At 69.8% G+C, this 17,693-nt stretch carries 17 protein-coding genes; 10 read left to right on the top strand and 7 right to left on the bottom strand.

The features are described 5' to 3' along the window. Window positions 1-52: 52 nt before the first annotated feature. Window positions 53-2,410 (bottom strand): protein kinase, encoded by a 2,358-nt coding sequence (locus tag AB0L65_RS21575; protein ID WP_364248070.1) that lies wholly within the window; start codon window positions 2,408-2,410, stop codon window positions 53-55. A 48-nt stretch (window positions 2,411-2,458) separates the two neighbouring features. Further along, window positions 2,459-3,097 (bottom strand): pyridoxamine 5'-phosphate oxidase family protein, encoded by a 639-nt coding sequence (locus AB0L65_RS21570; RefSeq protein WP_364248068.1) that lies wholly within the window; start codon window positions 3,095-3,097, stop codon window positions 2,459-2,461. Window positions 3,098-3,168: 71 nt separating this feature from the next. On the opposite strand from AB0L65_RS21570, the gene AB0L65_RS21565 reads away from it, so the two are divergent. Beyond that, window positions 3,169-4,551, top strand: coding sequence for a PLP-dependent aminotransferase family protein (locus tag AB0L65_RS21565; protein ID WP_364248066.1), 1,383 nt, complete (start codon window positions 3,169-3,171; stop codon window positions 4,549-4,551). Window positions 4,552-4,656: 105 nt separating this feature from the next. Continuing rightward, window positions 4,657-5,364, top strand: coding sequence for a hypothetical protein (locus AB0L65_RS21560; protein WP_364248064.1), 708 nt, complete (start codon window positions 4,657-4,659; stop codon window positions 5,362-5,364). Here the strand turns inward: AB0L65_RS21560 and AB0L65_RS21555 are convergent. Both AB0L65_RS21555 and AB0L65_RS21550 read right to left on the bottom strand, forming a co-directional pair. Further along, complete coding sequence (locus AB0L65_RS21555; RefSeq protein WP_364248063.1) at window positions 5,345-6,478, bottom strand: DegT/DnrJ/EryC1/StrS family aminotransferase; 1,134 nt, start codon at window positions 6,476-6,478, stop codon at window positions 5,345-5,347. The two genes, AB0L65_RS21560 and AB0L65_RS21555, sit on opposite strands and share 20 nt — an antisense overlap. After that, the gene (locus AB0L65_RS21550) at window positions 6,475-7,557 is read right to left on the bottom strand and encodes a GNAT family N-acetyltransferase (RefSeq protein WP_364248061.1); all 1,083 of its coding nucleotides are present in this window, start codon (window positions 7,555-7,557) and stop codon (window positions 6,475-6,477) included. Before AB0L65_RS21550 ends, AB0L65_RS21555 begins: the two co-directional genes overlap by 4 nt. Window positions 7,558-7,715: 158 nt before the next feature. On the opposite strand from AB0L65_RS21550, the gene AB0L65_RS21545 reads away from it, so the two are divergent. The 3 genes from AB0L65_RS21545 (at window position 7,716) to AB0L65_RS21535 (ending at window position 11,086) form a co-directional block, all read left to right on the top strand. Further along, window positions 7,716-8,744 (top strand): phosphotransferase family protein, encoded by a 1,029-nt coding sequence (locus AB0L65_RS21545; protein WP_364248060.1) that lies wholly within the window; start codon window positions 7,716-7,718, stop codon window positions 8,742-8,744. Window positions 8,745-8,787: 43 nt separating this feature from the next. Further along, a complete protein-coding gene (locus tag AB0L65_RS21540) occupies window positions 8,788-9,537 on the top strand; it encodes an SDR family NAD(P)-dependent oxidoreductase (RefSeq protein ID WP_364248058.1) in 750 nt (249 codons plus the stop codon). A gap of 160 nt (window positions 9,538-9,697) precedes the next feature. Continuing rightward, the gene (locus AB0L65_RS21535; RefSeq protein WP_364248056.1) at window positions 9,698-11,086 is read left to right on the top strand and encodes a xylan 1,4-beta-xylosidase; all 1,389 of its coding nucleotides are present in this window, start codon (window positions 9,698-9,700) and stop codon (window positions 11,084-11,086) included. Between the two features lie 675 nt (window positions 11,087-11,761). Here the strand turns inward: AB0L65_RS21535 and AB0L65_RS21530 are convergent. Together AB0L65_RS21530 and AB0L65_RS21525 are read right to left on the bottom strand one after the other, a co-directional pair. Next, window positions 11,762-11,974: a DUF397 domain-containing protein gene (locus AB0L65_RS21530; protein WP_364248054.1), complete on the bottom strand. Its 213-nt coding sequence runs from the start codon at window positions 11,972-11,974 to the stop codon at window positions 11,762-11,764. Continuing rightward, complete coding sequence (locus AB0L65_RS21525; RefSeq protein ID WP_364248052.1) at window positions 11,964-12,791, bottom strand: helix-turn-helix transcriptional regulator; 828 nt, start codon at window positions 12,789-12,791, stop codon at window positions 11,964-11,966. The genes AB0L65_RS21530 and AB0L65_RS21525 overlap by 11 nt, the downstream gene beginning before the upstream one ends. A 197-nt stretch (window positions 12,792-12,988) precedes the next feature. On the opposite strand from AB0L65_RS21525, the gene AB0L65_RS21520 reads away from it, so the two are divergent. From AB0L65_RS21520 to AB0L65_RS21510, 3 genes are all read left to right on the top strand, one after another. Continuing rightward, on the top strand, window positions 12,989-13,444 hold the full coding sequence (locus tag AB0L65_RS21520; RefSeq protein WP_364248050.1) for an ATP-binding protein: 456 nt from the start codon (window positions 12,989-12,991) through the stop codon (window positions 13,442-13,444). 88 nt (window positions 13,445-13,532) lie between these two features. Beyond that, a complete protein-coding gene (locus AB0L65_RS21515) occupies window positions 13,533-13,862 on the top strand; it encodes a PadR family transcriptional regulator (RefSeq protein WP_364248048.1) in 330 nt (109 codons plus the stop codon). Further along, window positions 13,859-14,887, top strand: a complete 1,029-nt coding sequence (locus tag AB0L65_RS21510) for a hypothetical protein (protein WP_364248046.1) — start codon at window positions 13,859-13,861, stop codon at window positions 14,885-14,887. The genes AB0L65_RS21515 and AB0L65_RS21510 overlap by 4 nt, the downstream gene beginning before the upstream one ends. Before the next feature lie 158 nt (window positions 14,888-15,045). Here AB0L65_RS21510 and AB0L65_RS21505 read toward each other — a convergent pair whose 3' ends face one another. After that, entirely contained in the window at window positions 15,046-15,921 is an 876-nt protein-coding gene (locus AB0L65_RS21505; protein ID WP_364248044.1) for an alpha/beta fold hydrolase, read from the bottom strand. A 510-nt stretch (window positions 15,922-16,431) separates the two neighbouring features. Between AB0L65_RS21505 and AB0L65_RS21500 the strand changes: the two genes are divergently transcribed. Both AB0L65_RS21500 and AB0L65_RS21495 read left to right on the top strand, forming a co-directional pair. Next, entirely contained in the window at window positions 16,432-16,752 is a 321-nt protein-coding gene (locus AB0L65_RS21500) for a hypothetical protein (RefSeq protein WP_364248042.1), read from the top strand. A gap of 36 nt (window positions 16,753-16,788) precedes the next feature. Further along, window positions 16,789-17,676 (top strand): hypothetical protein, encoded by an 888-nt coding sequence (locus tag AB0L65_RS21495; RefSeq protein WP_364248040.1) that lies wholly within the window; start codon window positions 16,789-16,791, stop codon window positions 17,674-17,676. Window positions 17,677-17,693 lie beyond the last annotated feature (17 nt).

Here is a 17,693-nt window from a genome sequence, read left to right as displayed (position 1 = left end):
TAACCAGAGGGAACCGCTTTCCCGCTACCGATATCCCTATTAGTCAACAATGTCACCCAATGTTGTCGTCTGTGCCGGGGCTAGGTGTCTTGCTTGGCTCCTCCTCTTTGGGAGGTTCCTCCTCGCTTGGACACTCCTGTGTGGCCCCGCTCGCGCTGTCGCTCCCGTTGCCGGCCGCCGGGTCGGTGGAGGCCGTCACGGACCACTTCGTGCCGCAGGGGAGCTTCACGGAGTGGCTCAACGTCCTGGTGTACGACGTGTCGCCGGACAGGGTGACCGACTCCGTGCCCCCGCCCTCACCGGCCGAGAACGACACGACGAGGCGTACCGGCTCGGTGCTCGACGTGGTCACCGAGACGGTCGCGACGAGCCCGCCCTCACCTTGACCGGCCCTGACGATCGAGACCCGCTCCACCCGCGGCGGGCAGGGCACCGAGGCCCGCGCGGTGGCGGTCCGGTCACCGGCGCGCACCCGTACCGACAGGGTCGCGCCGCACGGGCGGGACCTGAAGGTGTGGGCGAACGAGCGCGCGTAGGAGGTCCGGCCGGACAGGGTCGCGGAACGGGTGCCGACCGGATCGCCGTTGACCGCGAACTGGGCCTCGACGGGGATCTCCCCGGTGCCGCTCGCGGTCACCCGCACCGCCGCTTCCGCGGTGCGGCCCGGCGCGTCCGGCAGGTCCAGGGAGACGCGCAGGCCGGTCACCCTCGTCGGGCAGGGCGGCACGGCCAGCGAGGCCGTCCTGGCGCCTCCTGGGGCCGCAGGGGAGGTGGCGACGGTCAGCGTCACCGTGCTGCCGCACGGGCGCTCGCCGATGGACCAGGAGAGCGTGCGGGTGTAGGACCTGGCGCCGGCCAGGCGCAGGCGCTGGGTGCGGCCGCCCGTGCCGGGGGCCGACCAGGTCGCGGTGGCGATGACGGCGTCGGTGCCGTCGGTGCGCACGGTGACCGTGGCGGTGGCGTCGCCGTCCTCGTCGACCGTGAGGCCGCCCACGTTCACCCCGAGCACCTCGGTCACGGGCTCCGGGGTGGGAGTGGGGGTGGGCGTCGGCGTCGGGGTGGGCGTCGGGGTGGGGGTCGGCGTGGGGGTCGGCGTCCGCTTGGGGGTGGGGGTCGGGGTGGCCTTCTTGGTGGGCTTGGGCGTCTTGACCGGTTTCGTCGCCGTCGGTGTGTTGACCGGGGTCTTTGCCGGGGTCTTCACAGGGGTCTTTATGGGGGTCTTTATGGGGGTCTTTATGGGGACGACCGCCTTGGGGGTGCTCGCGGGCGTCGCCTTCGGGGTGACCTCAGGTGTGGTTTCGGGCGTCGGCTCCGGCGTGGTCGGGGGATCGGCCGCCGGCTCCGTCGTGAACTGCGAGGGCGGGACGGCCGCTGCCGCGCCCAGTTCCTCCGTGGGCGGCGACTGGCGGTTGGCCAGCACGACCACCACCGCGACGGCGGTCGCCACGGCCACGGCGCCGGCCATGGCCATGCGGGCCGCGTTCGAGCGCAGGCCGCGGAAGACCGTCCGGGCCAGTGAGGTCGTCACCTCGGGGACGGGCGTCTGCGCCGTGGGCAGCAGCAGGGCCAGCAGGGCCACGAGCGCGGCCAGGCGGCGCTTTCCGCGCTCCTCCCAGTCCTCGCCGTACGCGGCCCTGGCCATGGCCTCCAGCTCCGCCACGAACGCGTGCGCGCTCGCCGGCCGCCGCGCCGGGTCCTTGGCCAGCCCGCGCCTGACCAGCTCGCGCACCGGCTGCGGCGCGTCGTGGAACGGCACAGGGGCGTGCACGTGCTGGTAGCCGAGCACGCTCGGCTCGGTGGAGCGGTAGGGCCGGTGCCCCGTCAGGCACTCGAAGAAGACGGCGGTGGCCGCGTACACGTCGGTCGCGGGCGAGGCGGGCAGCCCCTCCCACAGCTCGGGCGCCATGTACGGCGGCGTGCCCTCGGGGTGCGTGAGCGTGCCCTGCCGCACCGCGATGCCGAAGTCGACGAGCTTGCTGACGCCGTCGTCCCTGACGATCACGTTCTCGGGCTTGTAGTCCCTGTGCACCAGCCCGAGGTCGTGCGCCCTGGCCAGCCCGAGCAGCGACCCCTTCAGCACCACCAGCGCCGCCTCGGGCTCGGTCGCGCCGTTCTCGCGCAGCAGGGCCCGCAACGAGACGCCGTTGACCAGCTCCATCACGATGGCCGCGCCACCGGTGTCCTGGACGTACTCCCACATCGTGGCGATGTTCGGGTCGCGCAGGGTGGTCAGCAGCCGCGCCTCGGCCTGGAACCTGCCCAGCGCGGCGGGATCGCGCAGCAGTCCCTCGGAGAGGTACTTGATGGCGACCTTGACGCCGGTCTCGTCGTGGACGGCCATCGCCACGCGCCCGCTGGCGCCCGCGCCGAGTTGCTTGACTTCCGTATAGCCGGGAGCGCTCCACTCCATCGCCGTCTCCCATCACCATCAGGTGCAGGTGTTGCCTGCTCAATGGAACTACTCCCGATGGAGGATGTGAACAGGCGCGTCGATACCTTCTGGGAGCATCGGATCTGGCTCGGGTTCGCCCCAGGTGGTGACCAGGGGCAGCACCCCGGCCCAGACCGGCAGGTCGTAGTCCTCTTCCTCGTCCTTGGGCGCCCCGCGCCTGATCTTGACCGACGCCTCCTCCAGCGACAGGGCCAGCACGGCGGTGGCGGCGAGCTCCTTGCGGTTGGGCTGCCTGACGTAGTCCCACTGGCCGGGCGCGAGCTGCTCCGACAGGGCCCGCAGCCCCGCCATCCGCTCCTCCGGGTCCGTCACGAGCCTGGCGCGGCCGTAGATGACCGCCGAACGGTAGTTGACCGAGTGGTGGAAGACGGAGCGGGCCAGCACGATCCCGTCCACGTGCGTGACCGTGACGCACACCTCGCCTCCGTCGGCGGCGCGCAGCGTCGTGGCCCCGGTGGAGCCGTGCAGGTAGAGGGTCTCGCCGATGCGGCCGTAGCCCGTGGGGACGACCATGGGGTGGCCGTTCACGACCACGCCGAGGTGGCAGACCAGGCCGGTGTCGAGCACCTCGTGGAGATCGTTCCTGTCGGTGCTGCCCCGCTCCTTCGAGCGGCCGAGCGTGGTACGGGAAGTGGTGGAGAGCATGATTCGACCGTAACCAGGAAGTGGACCTATCCTGTAGGGCCACTATCGAGCCCTTCGCAGAGACCACTTCCGTGCGTACCCATGTTGACCTGCCCGTTTCCCTTTCCCGTGACTCGGACGCGCCGCTGACCGCGCAGCTCGCCGACTGGCTGCGGCGCGCCATGCTGGACGGCACGCTGGCGCCCGGCGAGCGGCTGCCGTCCACGCGTTCCCTGGCGACCCAGCTCGCGGTGAGCAGGACCGTGATCACGGAGGCGTACCAGCAGCTGTACGCGGAGGGGTGGCTGGACGGGCGGCACGGCTCCGGGACGTTCGTGGCCGACATGGAGGTGGCCCCGCCGCCGCGCGAGCAGACGCCGTACGTGCCCGCGCCGCCGCCCGCCCCCGCCGACTGGATCGACCTCACACCCGGCCAGCCCTGGGTGCGCGACTACGACCTGGCGGCGTGGAAGCGGGCCTGGCGCAAGGCCGCCGACCTGCCGCCGGGCGCCGATCCCACCCCGTACGGCCTGCCGCGCCTCAGGGAGCTGCTCGCCGACCACCTGAGACGGGCCAGAGGCATGGCCGTCGGCCCCGAGAACATCCTGGTCACCCGGGGCACCGGCAACGGGCTCGACCTGTGCGCGCTGGCCCTGCTCGGCAACGGCACGCGGGCCGGCGTCGAGGACCCGGGCTACCACGTGGCGCGGACGGTCTTCGAGGCCAGGGGCGCCCAGGTGGTGCCGTGCCCGGTGGACGAGGACGGCGTGATCGTGGACGGGCTGCCCGGCGACCTCCGCGTGCTCTACACCACGCCCGCGCACCAGTACCCCCTCGGCGGGCGGCTCCCGATCCCGCGCAGGGAGCGGCTGCTGGCCTGGGCCAGGAGCACAGGTGCGACGATCGTCGAGGACGACTACGACGCGGAGTTCCGTTACGACGTCGCCCCGCTGCCCGCCCTCTACGGCCTGGACCCCTCGCGGGTCGTGCTCCTCGGCACGCTCTCCAAGACGCTCGCGCCCGACGTGGGCGTCGGCTGGCTCGTCGGCGATCCCGAGCTGGTCGCCGCCATCGCCCGCCTGCGGCGCAGCGTCGGCGACCGTACCAGCGGGCCCGTCCAGCAGGCCGTGATCAACCTGCTGGAGTGCGGCGACCTCGACCGGCACCTGCGCAGGATGCGCCTGGAGTACGCCCGCCGCCGCGCCGCGGTCGTCGAGCTCCTCGGGCCCGTCTGCCGCCTGCGCGGCGACACGGCCGGGCTGCACGTGGTGGCCGAGCTGCCGTCGTCGGTCGAGCCGTACGTGGTCGAGCGGGCCAGGGAGCGCGGGGTCCTGCTCGACTCCATCGGCCGCCACCACCACGGGCGGGCGCGGCTGCACGGCGTGGTGATCGGCTACGGCTCCGCCTCGCTCGCGGACGTCCGCCGCGGCTGCCGCATCCTCGCCGACCTCATCCGCTCCACCCACCCCCACTGACCCCCGCCCACTCCTCAAGCGACCCGGAGTACGTCGGGTGCTCAGGGTGGATTTGAGTAGCCGAGCTCTCGCCCCCCACCCCACCCCCGAAGCATGCTGAACCCCATGAAATGGTGGCTACTCCTCGCGTCCTTGATCGTCACCCTGCTCACCGCCTGGCTGATCCTCTACGCGGGCGTGGCGCCGTCCACGCTCCTCTCGCTGGGCGCCGGCGCGATCAGCCTGCTCTGGCTGGTCGTCGTCCTGACCGTCCCGTGGAACCTGTGCCTGGCCGCCCGCCACGTCCTCCACGAGATCCAGGTGTCCAGGGAGGCCGGCATCGAGGTGGCCCGGCACCGCGAGGACGAGGCGCGGCGCATCGCCCGGCGCATGCTCGTGCTCGCGATCTCCGGCCACGTCGTCTCCGCCGCCGTGATCGCGGTCGTCACGTTCTTCGCGGGAGCCCAGCTCGGCTACTACTTCTCCGGGTTCTACCTGCTCGCCACCAGTTTCCGGCCGATCGCGGCGTACACGAAGCACCTGCGCGACCGGGTCAGGACGCTCGGGCAGGAGGTGCGCTACCCGCGCGCGGACGTGATCTCCCTGCGCGACCGGGTGTCGGAGCTGGAGACGGTCATGAAGGGCCTCAAAAGGGACATCGACGACCTGAACGCCGCCCGCCAGGGCCTGGAGCTGGCCGACCACGATCTGGGGCGCCGGATGACGCTCATGGCCCGCCGGTTCGACGAGACCGTGGACGGGCTGAACGACAATCAGGAGGTGATCACGGGGCTGAAGGCGTTCCTGCGGCTGATCAGGGCGGACCTTGCGTAGGGGGCTCGAGGTCGCGCAGGACGGGCAGGGCGCGGGCGGCGTACACGGGGTCCACGGGCAGCACGTGCCGCGCCCACCAGCGCGCGGGGCCGGGGTCGGGGGAGGGCTCGGTGAAGGCGGGGGCGTAGTCGTCGTACGGCGGGTCGTACAGGTAGCCCGTGGCCACCCCGCGCCGCTCCAGCTCGGCGATGGCCGCGTCCCTGTCGCGCACCAGGAGCGGCACGCGGAACAGCGGCCGGCGCACGTCGTCGCGCACGGCGGGCGCGACCGTGGGCAGCTCGGCCAGGGCCGCGACGCCCGCCAGCCGCCGTCCGCGGTCGGCGGAGACCTTGGCCAGGCGCCTGGACTGGTACCAGCGGGCCACCCGGCCGCGGCGGGCGCGGTAGTCGTGCAGGTCGGCGCGTACCCAGGGGTCGAAGGGCGGCAGCTCGGGGATCCGCTCGAGTGCCTGCTTCAGGGCCTCGGGCTCCAGGGCGATGCGGTAGCCCTCGCGGTCCTCCTGCATGCCGAGTGCTCGCATGAGCCTGAGCGCGGGGCGTACGAGGTCGAGCCTGAGCGCCACCTGGCGGGCCATCGAGGTCGCCACGCCGGTCAGGTCGGCCCGCAGGGAGCCGGGGGCCAGCAGGGCGTCACGGGCACGCTGGAGCGCGCGCAGGTCGGACTCGTGCTCGACGACCAGGACGCCGCCCGAGCCCGCCCCCGGATGCTTGGAGAGGCTGAACACCCCGGCCTGGCCGAAGGTCCCCAGCGGCCGGCCGCCGATGCTCGTCTCCATGGCGTGCGCCACATCCTCGATCAGGATTTTTCCGGACATTTCTCCGGACAAGGAAGGGGCGTCGTCGGGCAGGCCGTACAGGTTGGTCGTCAGGACGGCGTCCACCGCGGCGAGGTCGACGCGGGAGACGTCGATGTTGCCGTCGCGCGGGGACAGCGGCGCGATCACCGGGCGCAGGCCGGCAGCGAGCACCAGGAACAGGATCTCGTCGGCCGAGATCGGCGACATGAGCAGCCGCTGGCCCGGCTCGCACCAGTGGCGTAAGGCCAGGTAGAGGCCGAGGCGGTTGGAGGGGAGCGCCAGGCAGCGACGGCCTGTGCGCTCCTCGACGAGCCTCACCCCTGCAGGACGGTACGGAGCCGTCCGTAGGTCTTCAGCGCCCTGTCGGCGGTCTTGAGCAGGAACGGGTTGGCCATCACCGTGGCGCGCGTCTTGCGCACCGGCACCCGCATCATCCAGTGGACCCCGGCGGCGGCCCCGAGCCTGGCCACCCGCCCCTCGGCCACTTCGAGCTGGCCCGTCTTGAGCTTGTCCTTGTACTCCTTCTCGCCCCGGCCCATGTCGATCACCTCGATGCCGTTGGCCGCGGCCTGCTCGGCCATCGCCAGGTGGTGGATGAGGCCGGGGGAGTACTTGGCGAAGTGGGTGTCGTAGGCGGGGAACCAGCCGGCGAGCGTCGTACGCGTGCGGAGACCGAAATGCCCGGCCACCGGCCGCCCGTCCACGGAGACCATGTCGAGCACCCCGGCGAAGCTGTCCGACTGGGTGGCCAGCAGCCGCTCGACCAGCTCCACGATCCACCGGTGCGCGAACCTGTCGGTGCGCCCGGTGCGGCGATATTGGTCGGTCTTCCAGCCGAGCAGCGTGTGCAGGGGCGTCAGGTCGGTGGTCGCGTAGTCGTGACGCATCGTCCCGGCCTCGCGCTGCAGCTTGCGGGACTTGGCCAGGGTGGTCTTGTACGTCTTGCCGGAGTGCTCCCGGAGGATGTCGGTGTAGTGCTCGTAGCCTCCGCGCAGGTCGATGATCGGCGACGGATGCCTTTCGTGCCGCTCGTTCAGCAGCGGCTGGCCGGAGACCAGATGGTCGAACTCGTACACCGCCAGCCCGCACTCCTTGAGGAGGCGGCGCGGATCGATGGGGAGATCTTTGGCACGTACCATCCCCTGCGCGTCGGTCAGCCCCGCGGCGACCGGTTTGCCGATGCCCAGGGGATGTCGTTCGAAGGGGAAGAAACCGACGATGTCCGGGCCGTCGTAAAGGACCGCGACCCGTACGACATTTCGGAGTTCGCCTACCGCGATGGTGAATTCCGGGGACAAGAAGGGGCTGTCGAGCGCGGGGTCCGCCTCCTGCAGCTCTCTCCAGCGGCTCACTTCGGATTGTCCCAGCTCACGGGGCAGGGCAAGGGTGACGCGCATGGGCTCCTACCGTCGGCATGCCACTGTGTTTCAAGCTTGAGGGGGGACCTGTACAGCCAGGGTAAAGGTTATTACCAGAGCAGTCGTAACCGCAGGTCCCGAACGTTACCGAACTCTCAGGTGGTGTTCAGGACAGAGTGGCGTTCTAATGTGTGTTCATGACCGTACCTGGCATCGACTGGCCTGCACTGATCACGTGGATGGGCCGGAACGTGCCCGATGCGGGCGAGCCGCTGTCCGTCTCGCTGATCTCGGGCGGCAGGTCCAATCTCACCTACCTGATCGAGGCCCGCGACCGCCGCCTGGTGCTGCGCCGGCCGCCGCTCGGCCACGTGCTGCCCACCGCCCACGACATGCGGCGCGAGTGGCGGGTCATCTCGGCCCTGTCGGGCACGCCCGTGCCGGTGCCCTCGCCGATCGCGTTCTGTGCCGACGAGTCCGTCATCGGGGCGCCGTTCTATCTCATGGGGTACGTGGAGGGCGCCGCCGTACGGACCCGGGAGGAGCTCAGTTCGCCGTCGCCGGCGCAGACGCGGCGGCTGTCGGAGCGGCTGGCCGAGGTGCTGGCGGCCATCCACGCGGTGGACTACCGCGAGGTGGGGCTCGGGGACTTCGGGCGGCCCGAGGGCTACCTGGCCAGGCAGCTCGAACGGTGGGGGCAGCAGTGGGAGCGGTCGAAGACGGCCGACCTGCCCGAGTACGACCGGCTGGTGGAGCGGCTGCGGGAGCGGCTGCCCGCCGCCTCCGACAGCACGCTGGTGCACGGCGACTACCGGCTGGACAACACGTTGATCCGGTTCGGGGAGCCGATCGAGATCATGGCCGTGGTGGACTGGGAGATGTCCACGCTGGGCGATCCGCTGGCCGACCTGGGGCTGACGCTGACGTACTGGCACGATCAGGGGGACGAGGAACGGGCGCGGATCCCCGTGGCGGGGGACGTGACGGTGGCGCCGGGGTTCATGAACGCGGCGGAGTTCGCCGCGCACTACGCCAAGGTCTCCGGCCGGGATATTTCGGATCTTGGGTTTTATGTGGCTTTCGGCAACTTCAAGCTCGCTGTCATCGTGGAGGGTATCCACGCCCGGTTCCGGCAAGGTAAGACCGTTGGGGAGGGATTCGACCGCATCGGGTCCGCGGTGCCCACGCTGATCTCCCGTGCGCATCGCATGCTCGACCAGCCCTGACGGTCGGCCTTCGCGAGGACACCCCCGACGCAAGGAGCACGTCATGAGCACAGTTGCACTCATCACCGGAGCGGCCAGCGGCATCGGGGCGGCGGTGGCGCGGCGGCTGTCGGCGGGCGGCGTCAAGTGCGTCCTCGTCGACCTCGACGGTGAGGGCGCCGAGAGGCTGGCCAAGGAGGTGGACGGCGCGTGGCTGGCCGCCGACGTCAGCCGCGAGGAGGCCTCGCTGGAGGCGGTGGCGCTGGCCGAGCAGCGCTACGGACGGCTCGACCTGGTCCACCTGAACGCGGGGATCTCGGGCCGGGTGGACCTGGCGGACTTCGACCTGACGCGTTACCGCCAGGTGGTCGGGGTGAACGTGGACGGCGTCGTCTTCGGCGTGCGGGCCAGTGTCCCGCTGCTCCAGCGGTCGGGCGGGGGCGCCATCGTGGCCACCTCGTCGCTGGCCGGGCTCGTGGGCTTCGCCGGCGACCCGATCTACACGATGACCAAGCACGCCGTCGTCGGCCTGGTCAGGGCGCTCGCCGAGCCGCTGGCCGCCCAGAACATCCGCATCAGCGCCGTCTGTCCCGGATTCACGGACACGCCGCTGGTGGCGGAGTCGCGGGAGATGTTCGTCAACGCCGGGTTCCCCCTGCTCACAGCCGAGGACGTGGCCGCCGCCGTCGAGTCCGCCTTCTACGCCGACACCCCCGGCACGCTCCTGGTCGTGCAGCCCGGCCGGCCGCCGGTCCCGTACCGCTACGCAGGGGTTCCGGGCCCCGTGGGAGGCCAGCGTCCGCCTGTCTCCTGAACGGAAACGGCAAGTGCCTTGCAAGTGGGGCGATTAGCCTATTAAGGGTCAGGCTCTAGTACGTTTGCACTCTCTTGGAACGTTCGCAGCCCTCGCAGAATCCAGAGCCCTTGTAGGTTCGTGAGTCCTTGTACCTTTGCCGCAGCATGAGGAGCATTCGGTGATTCCGACTGACGGCCGGCACGCACGAAGACGATCACCGTGGCCGCTCGCGCTGGGAGCGGGCGTCCTCGCCGTCGTACTGGTGGCGGGCATCATGGTCTACGCGTCGATGCGCAGCCAGTCACGCAGCGTGTTCAAGGGTGAGGACGTCGCCACGACGCTCCCCAGCGAGCCCGCGCCGCAGTTGGAGCAGCCGCCCGCGCTCGACAACTGGCCGCGCTGGGGTGTCACCCACACCCAGTACAGCGCGGACAACGAGCCGCCGCAGGTCGTGGAGGAGGCCAGGGGTGTGCTCGGCCGGGTCCCGATGCTGCAGAACCAGCACATCATGGGCTGGGGCGTCGGCAACCCGGAGCCCAGCCCCGGGCAGTTCAACTTCCGTGACCTGGACCGGCGGCTGAAGTTCATGGCGTCGTCGCGGGCGGTGCCGGTCATCACGCTGTGCTGCGCGCCGGACTGGATGAAGGGCGGGCAGGCCGGGCGTACGGACTGGAGCAAGAACCACACGGTCGCGCCCAAGCGCGAGCATTTCGACGACTACGCCAAACTGGCCGCCACGGTCGCCAAGCAGTATCCGACGGTCAAGCACTACATGGTGTGGAACGAGTTCAAGGGCTTCTGGGACCCGTCCACGAACCGCTGGGACGCCGAGGGGTACACCGAGCTGTACAACAAGGTCTACGCGGCCTTGAAGAAGGTGAACAAGGACATCCAGGTCGGCGGCCCGTACATCCCCATCGAGAGCAACTCCAAGGGCGGCCCCTCGGAGTTGAGCGGCCCGTGGGGCACGGTGGACCAGCGGGCGCTGGACGCGATCACGTACTGGCTGGAGCACAATAAGGGCGCCGACTTCGTCGTGGTGGACGGCGCGTCCATGACGAACGACCGGGGCAACGTCCCCGACGATTTCGCCGCCCAGGCCAAGTTCGCCGCCATCACGACGTGGCTGCGGCAGAAGAGCAAGGACCTGCCCGTGTGGTGGGCCGAATGGTACGTCGAGCCGGAGAACTCCGGCTGGTCGGAGGAGAAGCGCACGGCGGTGCAGGCGACGGCGCTGATGGAATTCGCCAAGAGCGGCGTGACGACGGCCCTTTACTGGAACCCGCAGCAGAAGAGCCGAGGCGACTGCGCCGGCTGCCTCTGGAGCCCCAAGGTGGGCGGGGAGATGCCGATGGCGGGCCTGCTCAGCGGCTTCACCAAATGGTTTCCGGCCGGCGTACGCGTCGGACCCGTGACAACCTCGGACCCCAAGATCAAGGCGATCGGCCAGGAACGCCAGGTGGTCATGGTGAACACCTCGGACCGCGAGGTCACGGCCACGGTCGACGGCCGCCAGGTAACCCTGAAACCCCACGAAATCAAATGGTCGGGCCGCGGCGGCACCTAAAAGCACGGCCTTCCACAGCGGGGCGCTTCGCACACGGGATTCCAGGCTGCGCTGCCCAAGGGGGGCTTCGCCCCCCCCTTTCGATCCCCCCAACCCCTCGCTCGCTTCGCTCGCCAGTGCCCGCCCGTTGCCCTGTTACCGGGTTGGCCTGCTGGAGCCCACCCCGAAACCCCCGCTCGCTTCGCTCGCTTTAGGCCCCGCCGGTTGCCCTGTTACCCAGTTGGCCTCTGGAGCCCGCCCCGAGCGATCCCGTGCTGGTCGGCCTGGGTCGGCTCGCGAGCTAGCGAGGGTCGTGCTCGGCGAGGAACCGCAGGCTTTCCCGCAGATTCCGCGATATCTGGGCACCGTCGGGCTGCTCCGTCGATGGCCCTCGCCGCCCTGGCTGACGCGCGCGGCCATCGTCTTCCCGATTCGGCGCCTGAGGTTCGCCGGGGTGGGGTTTCTCTTCGGGGTGCGACGGGCGATTCTTTGAAGCGCCCTCTTCTTTGATTGCTGAAACTCTCACGACAGAGACCTTTCTACGTCTTCCCACCTGCGACGTTACGGTCATCCGTCGTAGTCGCACATCCCTCGGGGCGTGTGTGGAGGCTTCCGTCATCTCGGTGTAGGGATCTCGGCACGCAGCAGAAAGAGGGGCTCGGAACGGATCGAGCCCCTCTTTCGGGTCTTTCCCGGCTAGAAGTCGAATTCGCCCTTGCCCATGCCGTCCTTGAAGGCGGCCCACTCTGGTGCGGTGAAGATCAGGGCGGGGCCGCTGCGGTCCTTGCTGTCTCTCACGGCGACGCGTCCGCCGCTGAGTGGAGCCACTTCGACGCAGCTCCCGCCGTTACCGCCGGACGCCTTGGCCTTGCGCCATGCGGCGGTTGCCAGTTCGTTGTCAGTCTCCATGCCTCTCCATCACCTCGCGAATGATCTTCTCGCTCACGTTTACTGGATGCGCCATGCTGCTCAAGGCATCCCAGCGCACGCCGAGGGCCCGGACCTTGTCGATGTTTGTGATCACCTCTCCCGTCAGGGAGCTTTCGAGATAAGCGGTGTCGGGCGAGCCGTCCGACTGCGCGATCTCGAAAGCGCCCAATAGTCCGGTGGTGAGCCCTGCGGCCAAGGGCACGATCCGGACTGTGATGCACGAATGCTTCATAACGGCGAGGAGGTGCGCGAGTTGCTCCCTCATCACCCCTGCCCCGCCGACTGGTCGGGAAAGGACGGTTTCGTCGATGAGAGTCGAATACATGGGTGGCTTCGGCTGGTCGAACACCGCCTGACGCTTGAGCCGAATCTGGACGCTCTTCTGTATCTGATCAGGAGGGACACCGGGCTCTCCGAGAAAGATCTGCTCGGCGTACCTCTCCGTCTGGAGGAGCCCAGGAATCAGGGATGGTTCGGACGTGCGAATGGTGTGGGCGGTGGCCTCGATGCCGGGCCAGGGTCTGAACCACTTGGGGCCGAAGTCGTTGTGGATTTCGGGCAGCAGTTCCTTCAGCTCCCCATTCAGTCCGAGAACGCGCTCGACTTCCTCCGTGAAAGCTTCGCTCGGCGTGCGCTTACCGCGTTCGACGGCCCCTATCTGGCTCTCGCTGTAGGTGACCCCGGGAGCCGTCGCAAGGCGTTCCTGCGACAGCCCTTGACGTGTCCTAAACTTCCGCATCCGCGCGCCATACTCCGCTCGTGCGCGTAGGCCAGGTTCTTCCCCGTTTACGGTCATATCACGACCCTTCGCCTCTGTCTCCGCACGTCCCTACAAGACCCACACACACTTGGCCGGTGGTTGGCGGAAAGTGAAGCCGCCTTTTGGCAACACAACGTAACTGCCTGACGCCATTCTGTGCAGTGGCTACGGAGTTTTAGGCCTGTGTAGCCCTCCACCTTCCGACCGCTCTTGTGTGCTTCGAGGTGATTTCCATGCGGCAAGGCGCGGCAGTGCCTCGGCGATTGCGGTGTACCACGCTGCGGCAGGATCAGCACGCACCCCACCGCGCCAGGCTGGCCGTGAGGTCCTGGCTGGGATCGGCGCATCCCGCGCTGCACGACACCGAGCTCGTCGCCTCCGAGCTGGTCACCAACGCTGTCCGGCACGCGCTCAAGGGTCCTGGTCGCGACTGGGTGCGCCTCCGTCTGGACGAAGGTCTGGACGAGCCGGTGTCTTGCGTCCGCCTCGTCGTCACCGATCCCGGCAACCCCATGTCGGAGCCGGAATGCCTGCCGCTCCCGGCTGACTGGAACGACTGGATCCCGCATATGAGGCGGCCCGGAGGAATGGGTATCGCCACCGTCGCCGCGATCTGCGAAGGAAGGTGGGGCACGTACCTCACCGAGCGAGAGGAACGCGTGGTCTGGTGCCACGTCCCCATTCGGTGATCCGTGAGCCCTTCATCCTGAGTGGCGGTCTGGCGCCGATGCGATCGCAGCATCCACGATATCCTGTAAGTCAGGATATCGTGGACGGGTGAACATCACGGAGTCCATGTTTCTTGCGATGACCGCGCTGGCGGATGAGCCTCGGCACGGCTACGGGATCGTCCAGGAGGTCGATCGGCTGTCCGAGGGGAAAGTGCAACTCAAGATCGGCACCTTGTACGGCGTGCTCGACCGGCTCTCGGCCGCCGGCCTGGTCGAACTCGACCGGGAAGAGGCCCAGCACGGACGGCTGCGGCGCTACTACCGGCTGACCGATGATGGCGCCAAGGCGCTCCGGGAAGAGGCCGCCAAGATGGCCGCCACCGCCGAGGCCGCCACCGCCCGCCTGCGGGCCAGAATGGCCGGAGGCGCCGCATGAGCCTGCTCGAACAGCGCTACCGCTCCGTCCTGCGCCTGCTGCCGGCCTCCTACCGCGCCGAGCGCGAGGAGGAGATGGTGGACGCGTTCATGGAGCTGTCGGGCGAGGCGCCCGACGAGGCGAACCCGCGGCCCCGGTGGGGCGAGATCGCCAGCGTGCTCTCTCTATCCTTACGGGTGCGCCTCGGCGGCCCGGGCGCTTCTCCTCGCTTCGTCGCCTGGGGTGAGGCCGTCCGGCTCGTGGCGCTGCTCGGACTGGGCTATCAGGCCGTGGGCAGCGTCTACCAGTTTCTGTACTGGAGGCACGCGCTGGCGTTCGGCACGGACGTCGCGTGGACGGGCTCGCCAGGCTCCGTCGAACGGCTGGTGTCGATCGCCGTCTCCGCGGCTGACCTGTGCTCGGCCGTCGCGTTCGTGGCGATCATGCGCGGCCACGTCAGGACGGCGAAGGTCACGGCCGTGATCGGGGTGACAGCCCCACTGGTCTACACGCTGATCCCGATGATCCTGGCCGGGCCCCTGACCGACCGGCCGCTGTCGGAACCCGCGACCCTGGTGTTCACCGCGGCGCCGGTGATCGCGCTCCTGATGGGCTTCCACAGCGATATCACGCCGCGACGCCGGTCGTGGGCGGCCACCCTGTCACCGGCGGCCGCCGGCCTGGCGGTGCTGTGCGGCACCTGGCTGCTCGTCGCCCTGCGACCGTACAACCCGGACTGGCCCTACCTGTGGCTGGGCTTCGGCACGACGATCCTCGTATGGGCGGCGGGTGCCGTGGTCGTCCTCGCCCGGCGGAGCTCCCCGTCATGGGCGCTGGCCATGACGGCCACCGGGCTGCTCCTGCTGATGGTGCGGCTGCCCCTGCTCGAAAACCTTCCCGAGGGCGCCTCGTGGACGATGGTCTGCGCCCAATGCGCGGTGCTCTGGGTTCTGTCCACCGCGCTCGCCTGGATGGGCGCGCGGGGCCTGCTGGGCGCCTCCGGGACCGCACCCGTGACTTCCAAGGTCGGGAAAAGATCGGGGTAGGTGTCGTCTGTAGCTCGGGTCCCCGGTGACGGTGACGGTGACGTGTGGTGGTAGAGGGTGCCAGGACTGACGCCGCTCGATCCTCAGGTCTCGCCACCATCGAGAGGCGGTTCACCACGCGGCTGTTCATCGGCGCGGCCCCGCCCCCGCAGGTCGGGTCACAGCCGGATCAGGTCGGCGACCTCCTCGGGCAGGCCGGGTGAAGTCATGACATGGCCCATCCCGGGCACGACGTGCAGTACCGCGCCCGGAATCGCGGCAGCCAGGGCCTCGCCGTGACCGAGCGGAAAGACCGGATCCTGGTCGCCGTGCACGATCGAGGTCGGCGCAGTGATCGACGACAGCGGGGCGAGCAGGTCAGGGGCATCCATCCACGCGGCCTGGTCATGGTTGGCAGCGGCCGCCGGGTCGGTAGCCCGCGACAGCGCCAACTCCAGCATCGCCCGGGCGGCCCGCTCGTCGAACAGCCGAACCGGCCCGTTGAAGACCCGGAACAAGGCCACGTCGGACTCCACACCCGGCGGCAGCCCGGCGGCCCTATGCGCGAGAAATGCCGGCGACGGCGGCGGCAGATCATCCGGGTCGGCCGGCTCCCCGGCCCTTGCCCGTGCCCACACCGGCCTCAGATCATGACCCATCGGCGAGCTGGACATCACGGTCAAAGACCGGACCCGGTCCGGCGCGTGCACACCCAGCCACTGCGCGATCATGCCGCCCAAGGAAGTCCCAGCCACATGAGCGGAGCTCAGTCCATAACCGTCCAGCACAGCCAGGCAGTCGCGAGCCATGTCCCCGATCGTGTACGGGTGGGCATCGAAGTCGACAACGCTGGACCGACCGGTGTCCCGATGATCGAACCGGATCACCTGAACCCCACGCTCAACCAGCCGACCAACCAGTGCATCAGGGCAACTGACACCCTGAGCAGCCGACCCCATGACCATCAAAACAGCGGGAAGCCCAGGATCCCCGACCCGCTCAGTCCAAATCCGCAGCGGCCCGGAGGCCACAAATCGCTCGTGCGCATCCAACATGGAGGCACGGTAGCGGCTATCTGCTGCCGAACGCCGACATTTACCGATGGCCCGGCCGAGAACAGCGCGCCGCGATCGATAGAACCGGTCGTACCTCAGTAACTGCCCTTCGCGCCCCAGCTGCCCAACGTCTGCTGCCGCCTGCCTCAACTCCAGTGGCACGGTGGCGCCGAGGCCTCAACTCTTCTGGCAGTGCCTCGACTTAACTGGCAGACGACAGTAGGCGGCAGGGCCATCGGGTCTCCACCGAGCGCCAACAACGAGATCCACGCTGTCGCAAATAGCGCACCCCTATCTGCGATAGTGCGCAAGATCGTCGGCCGCCTCTGCCTACCGCCAAAATCAGGTCCCATCACGCCCTCCCCGAAGGTCGACCGCATGGAGATGAAAGGGTTCCGTGAACGTCGCGTAATCGGGCCGGTGAACGGCTTCTGACCTTTGTTTATACATTTTCAGCTTCGTTGAACAGGAGCCTCGTCCGGGTATCCGCGCGTTATGGTTCCGGCGGCGGTGACGGACGAGCGACGGGGAGCCGACGTGGGGCGCGAGTGGCGGATTCGGCCGGCCGCTCTGGAGGACGGGGCACGCCGGGTGGAGGAGGCCGCGGGGATCATGACGGGGGCGGCCGCTGCGCTGCGGGCCGAAACCGAAGGGCTGGAGCCGTGGGGTTCGGGGGCGGTCGGCGCGGCGATGGCCGCCGTACGGGACCTCATGGGGGAGGCGTGCGCACACCTGGGGGACAACCTGGCGGGGACGGGCGCGGCCATGCGGGCGATGGTGGTGGAGGCCGTCGATGCCGACGCCGCTGCGGTTCCCAAGCGTGACCTGTAGCGGGCTTCCGGGCACGGCCTTGGCAGGGCGGTCCCGGTGGTGCTGACGGCTGGGCCGGGGCTTGAGGCCGGGCTTCGGTTGCTCGGCGTGCCCTGGCCGGACGAGGACGAGCATGCCTTGCGCGAGGTCGCCGCCGCGTACCGGGCGTTCGCCGACACGCTCGACACGCAGGCCATCCCCACCATGACGGCGGGTGTGGCGACGGCCGCCGCGGCCGGTGACGGCGACGACGTCGCGGCGATGCGGGCCTACACGGCCGACTATCACCGCGAGGGCGGGCACCTCACCACGCTCGCCTCCCTGCCGCGCCTGCTCGCGGACGGCCACGAGCAGGCCGCCACAGTCGTCGAGCACCTGAAGGTCTTCCTGGCCGCCTCCGCCGCGTACGTGGTGGCCGCCGTGGCAGCGGCTGCGATCGTGGGCGGCGCGGCGATGGTGGCCGCGTACCGGCAGGTGGCCGAGCGCCGGGTCATCGTGCGACGGGCCGTCGCTGCCTTCCGCCGCACGCTCGAACGCCTCTTCGGCCGTACGCTCGCCCAGAAGGTGCGCGACCGGCTGCGACCGCTTCTCGAGGCTCGCGCGCCCCGGGAGGCCGGGGCGGTGCGGCGCGGCAAGTCGCCCGCGGCGCCGAACGCGACCGTGCGCCAGCTGAAGGACCTCATCTGCCCCGACCTCGACCGCAGCGCGCTGAGCCGGGGGAAGACCGACCACTACGCGCGCCTGCCGGACCACAAGCTGCTCGATGCGGTGTTCAAGCCGGGCGAGGGCATGTACATCACGGTCAGGGGCCGGGTCGTGCTCGACGGCAACCACCGTACGGAGGCGCTGCTGCGCCGGGCGTACCTGAGCGACCGGCACCCGGGGGACACCTCGATCACGTGGGACACCCCGATCCACATCCGCCGCCTGGACGACGAGGCGTGACGGTCAGTGCGAGCCCC

Origin of the sequence: Nonomuraea sp. NPDC052116, from assembly GCF_040680035.1 — a bacterium.
Classification (GTDB): Bacteria; Actinomycetota; Actinomycetes; order Streptosporangiales; family Streptosporangiaceae; genus Nonomuraea; species Nonomuraea angiospora_A.
This window is presented reverse-complemented; position numbering and strand designations above follow the sequence as displayed.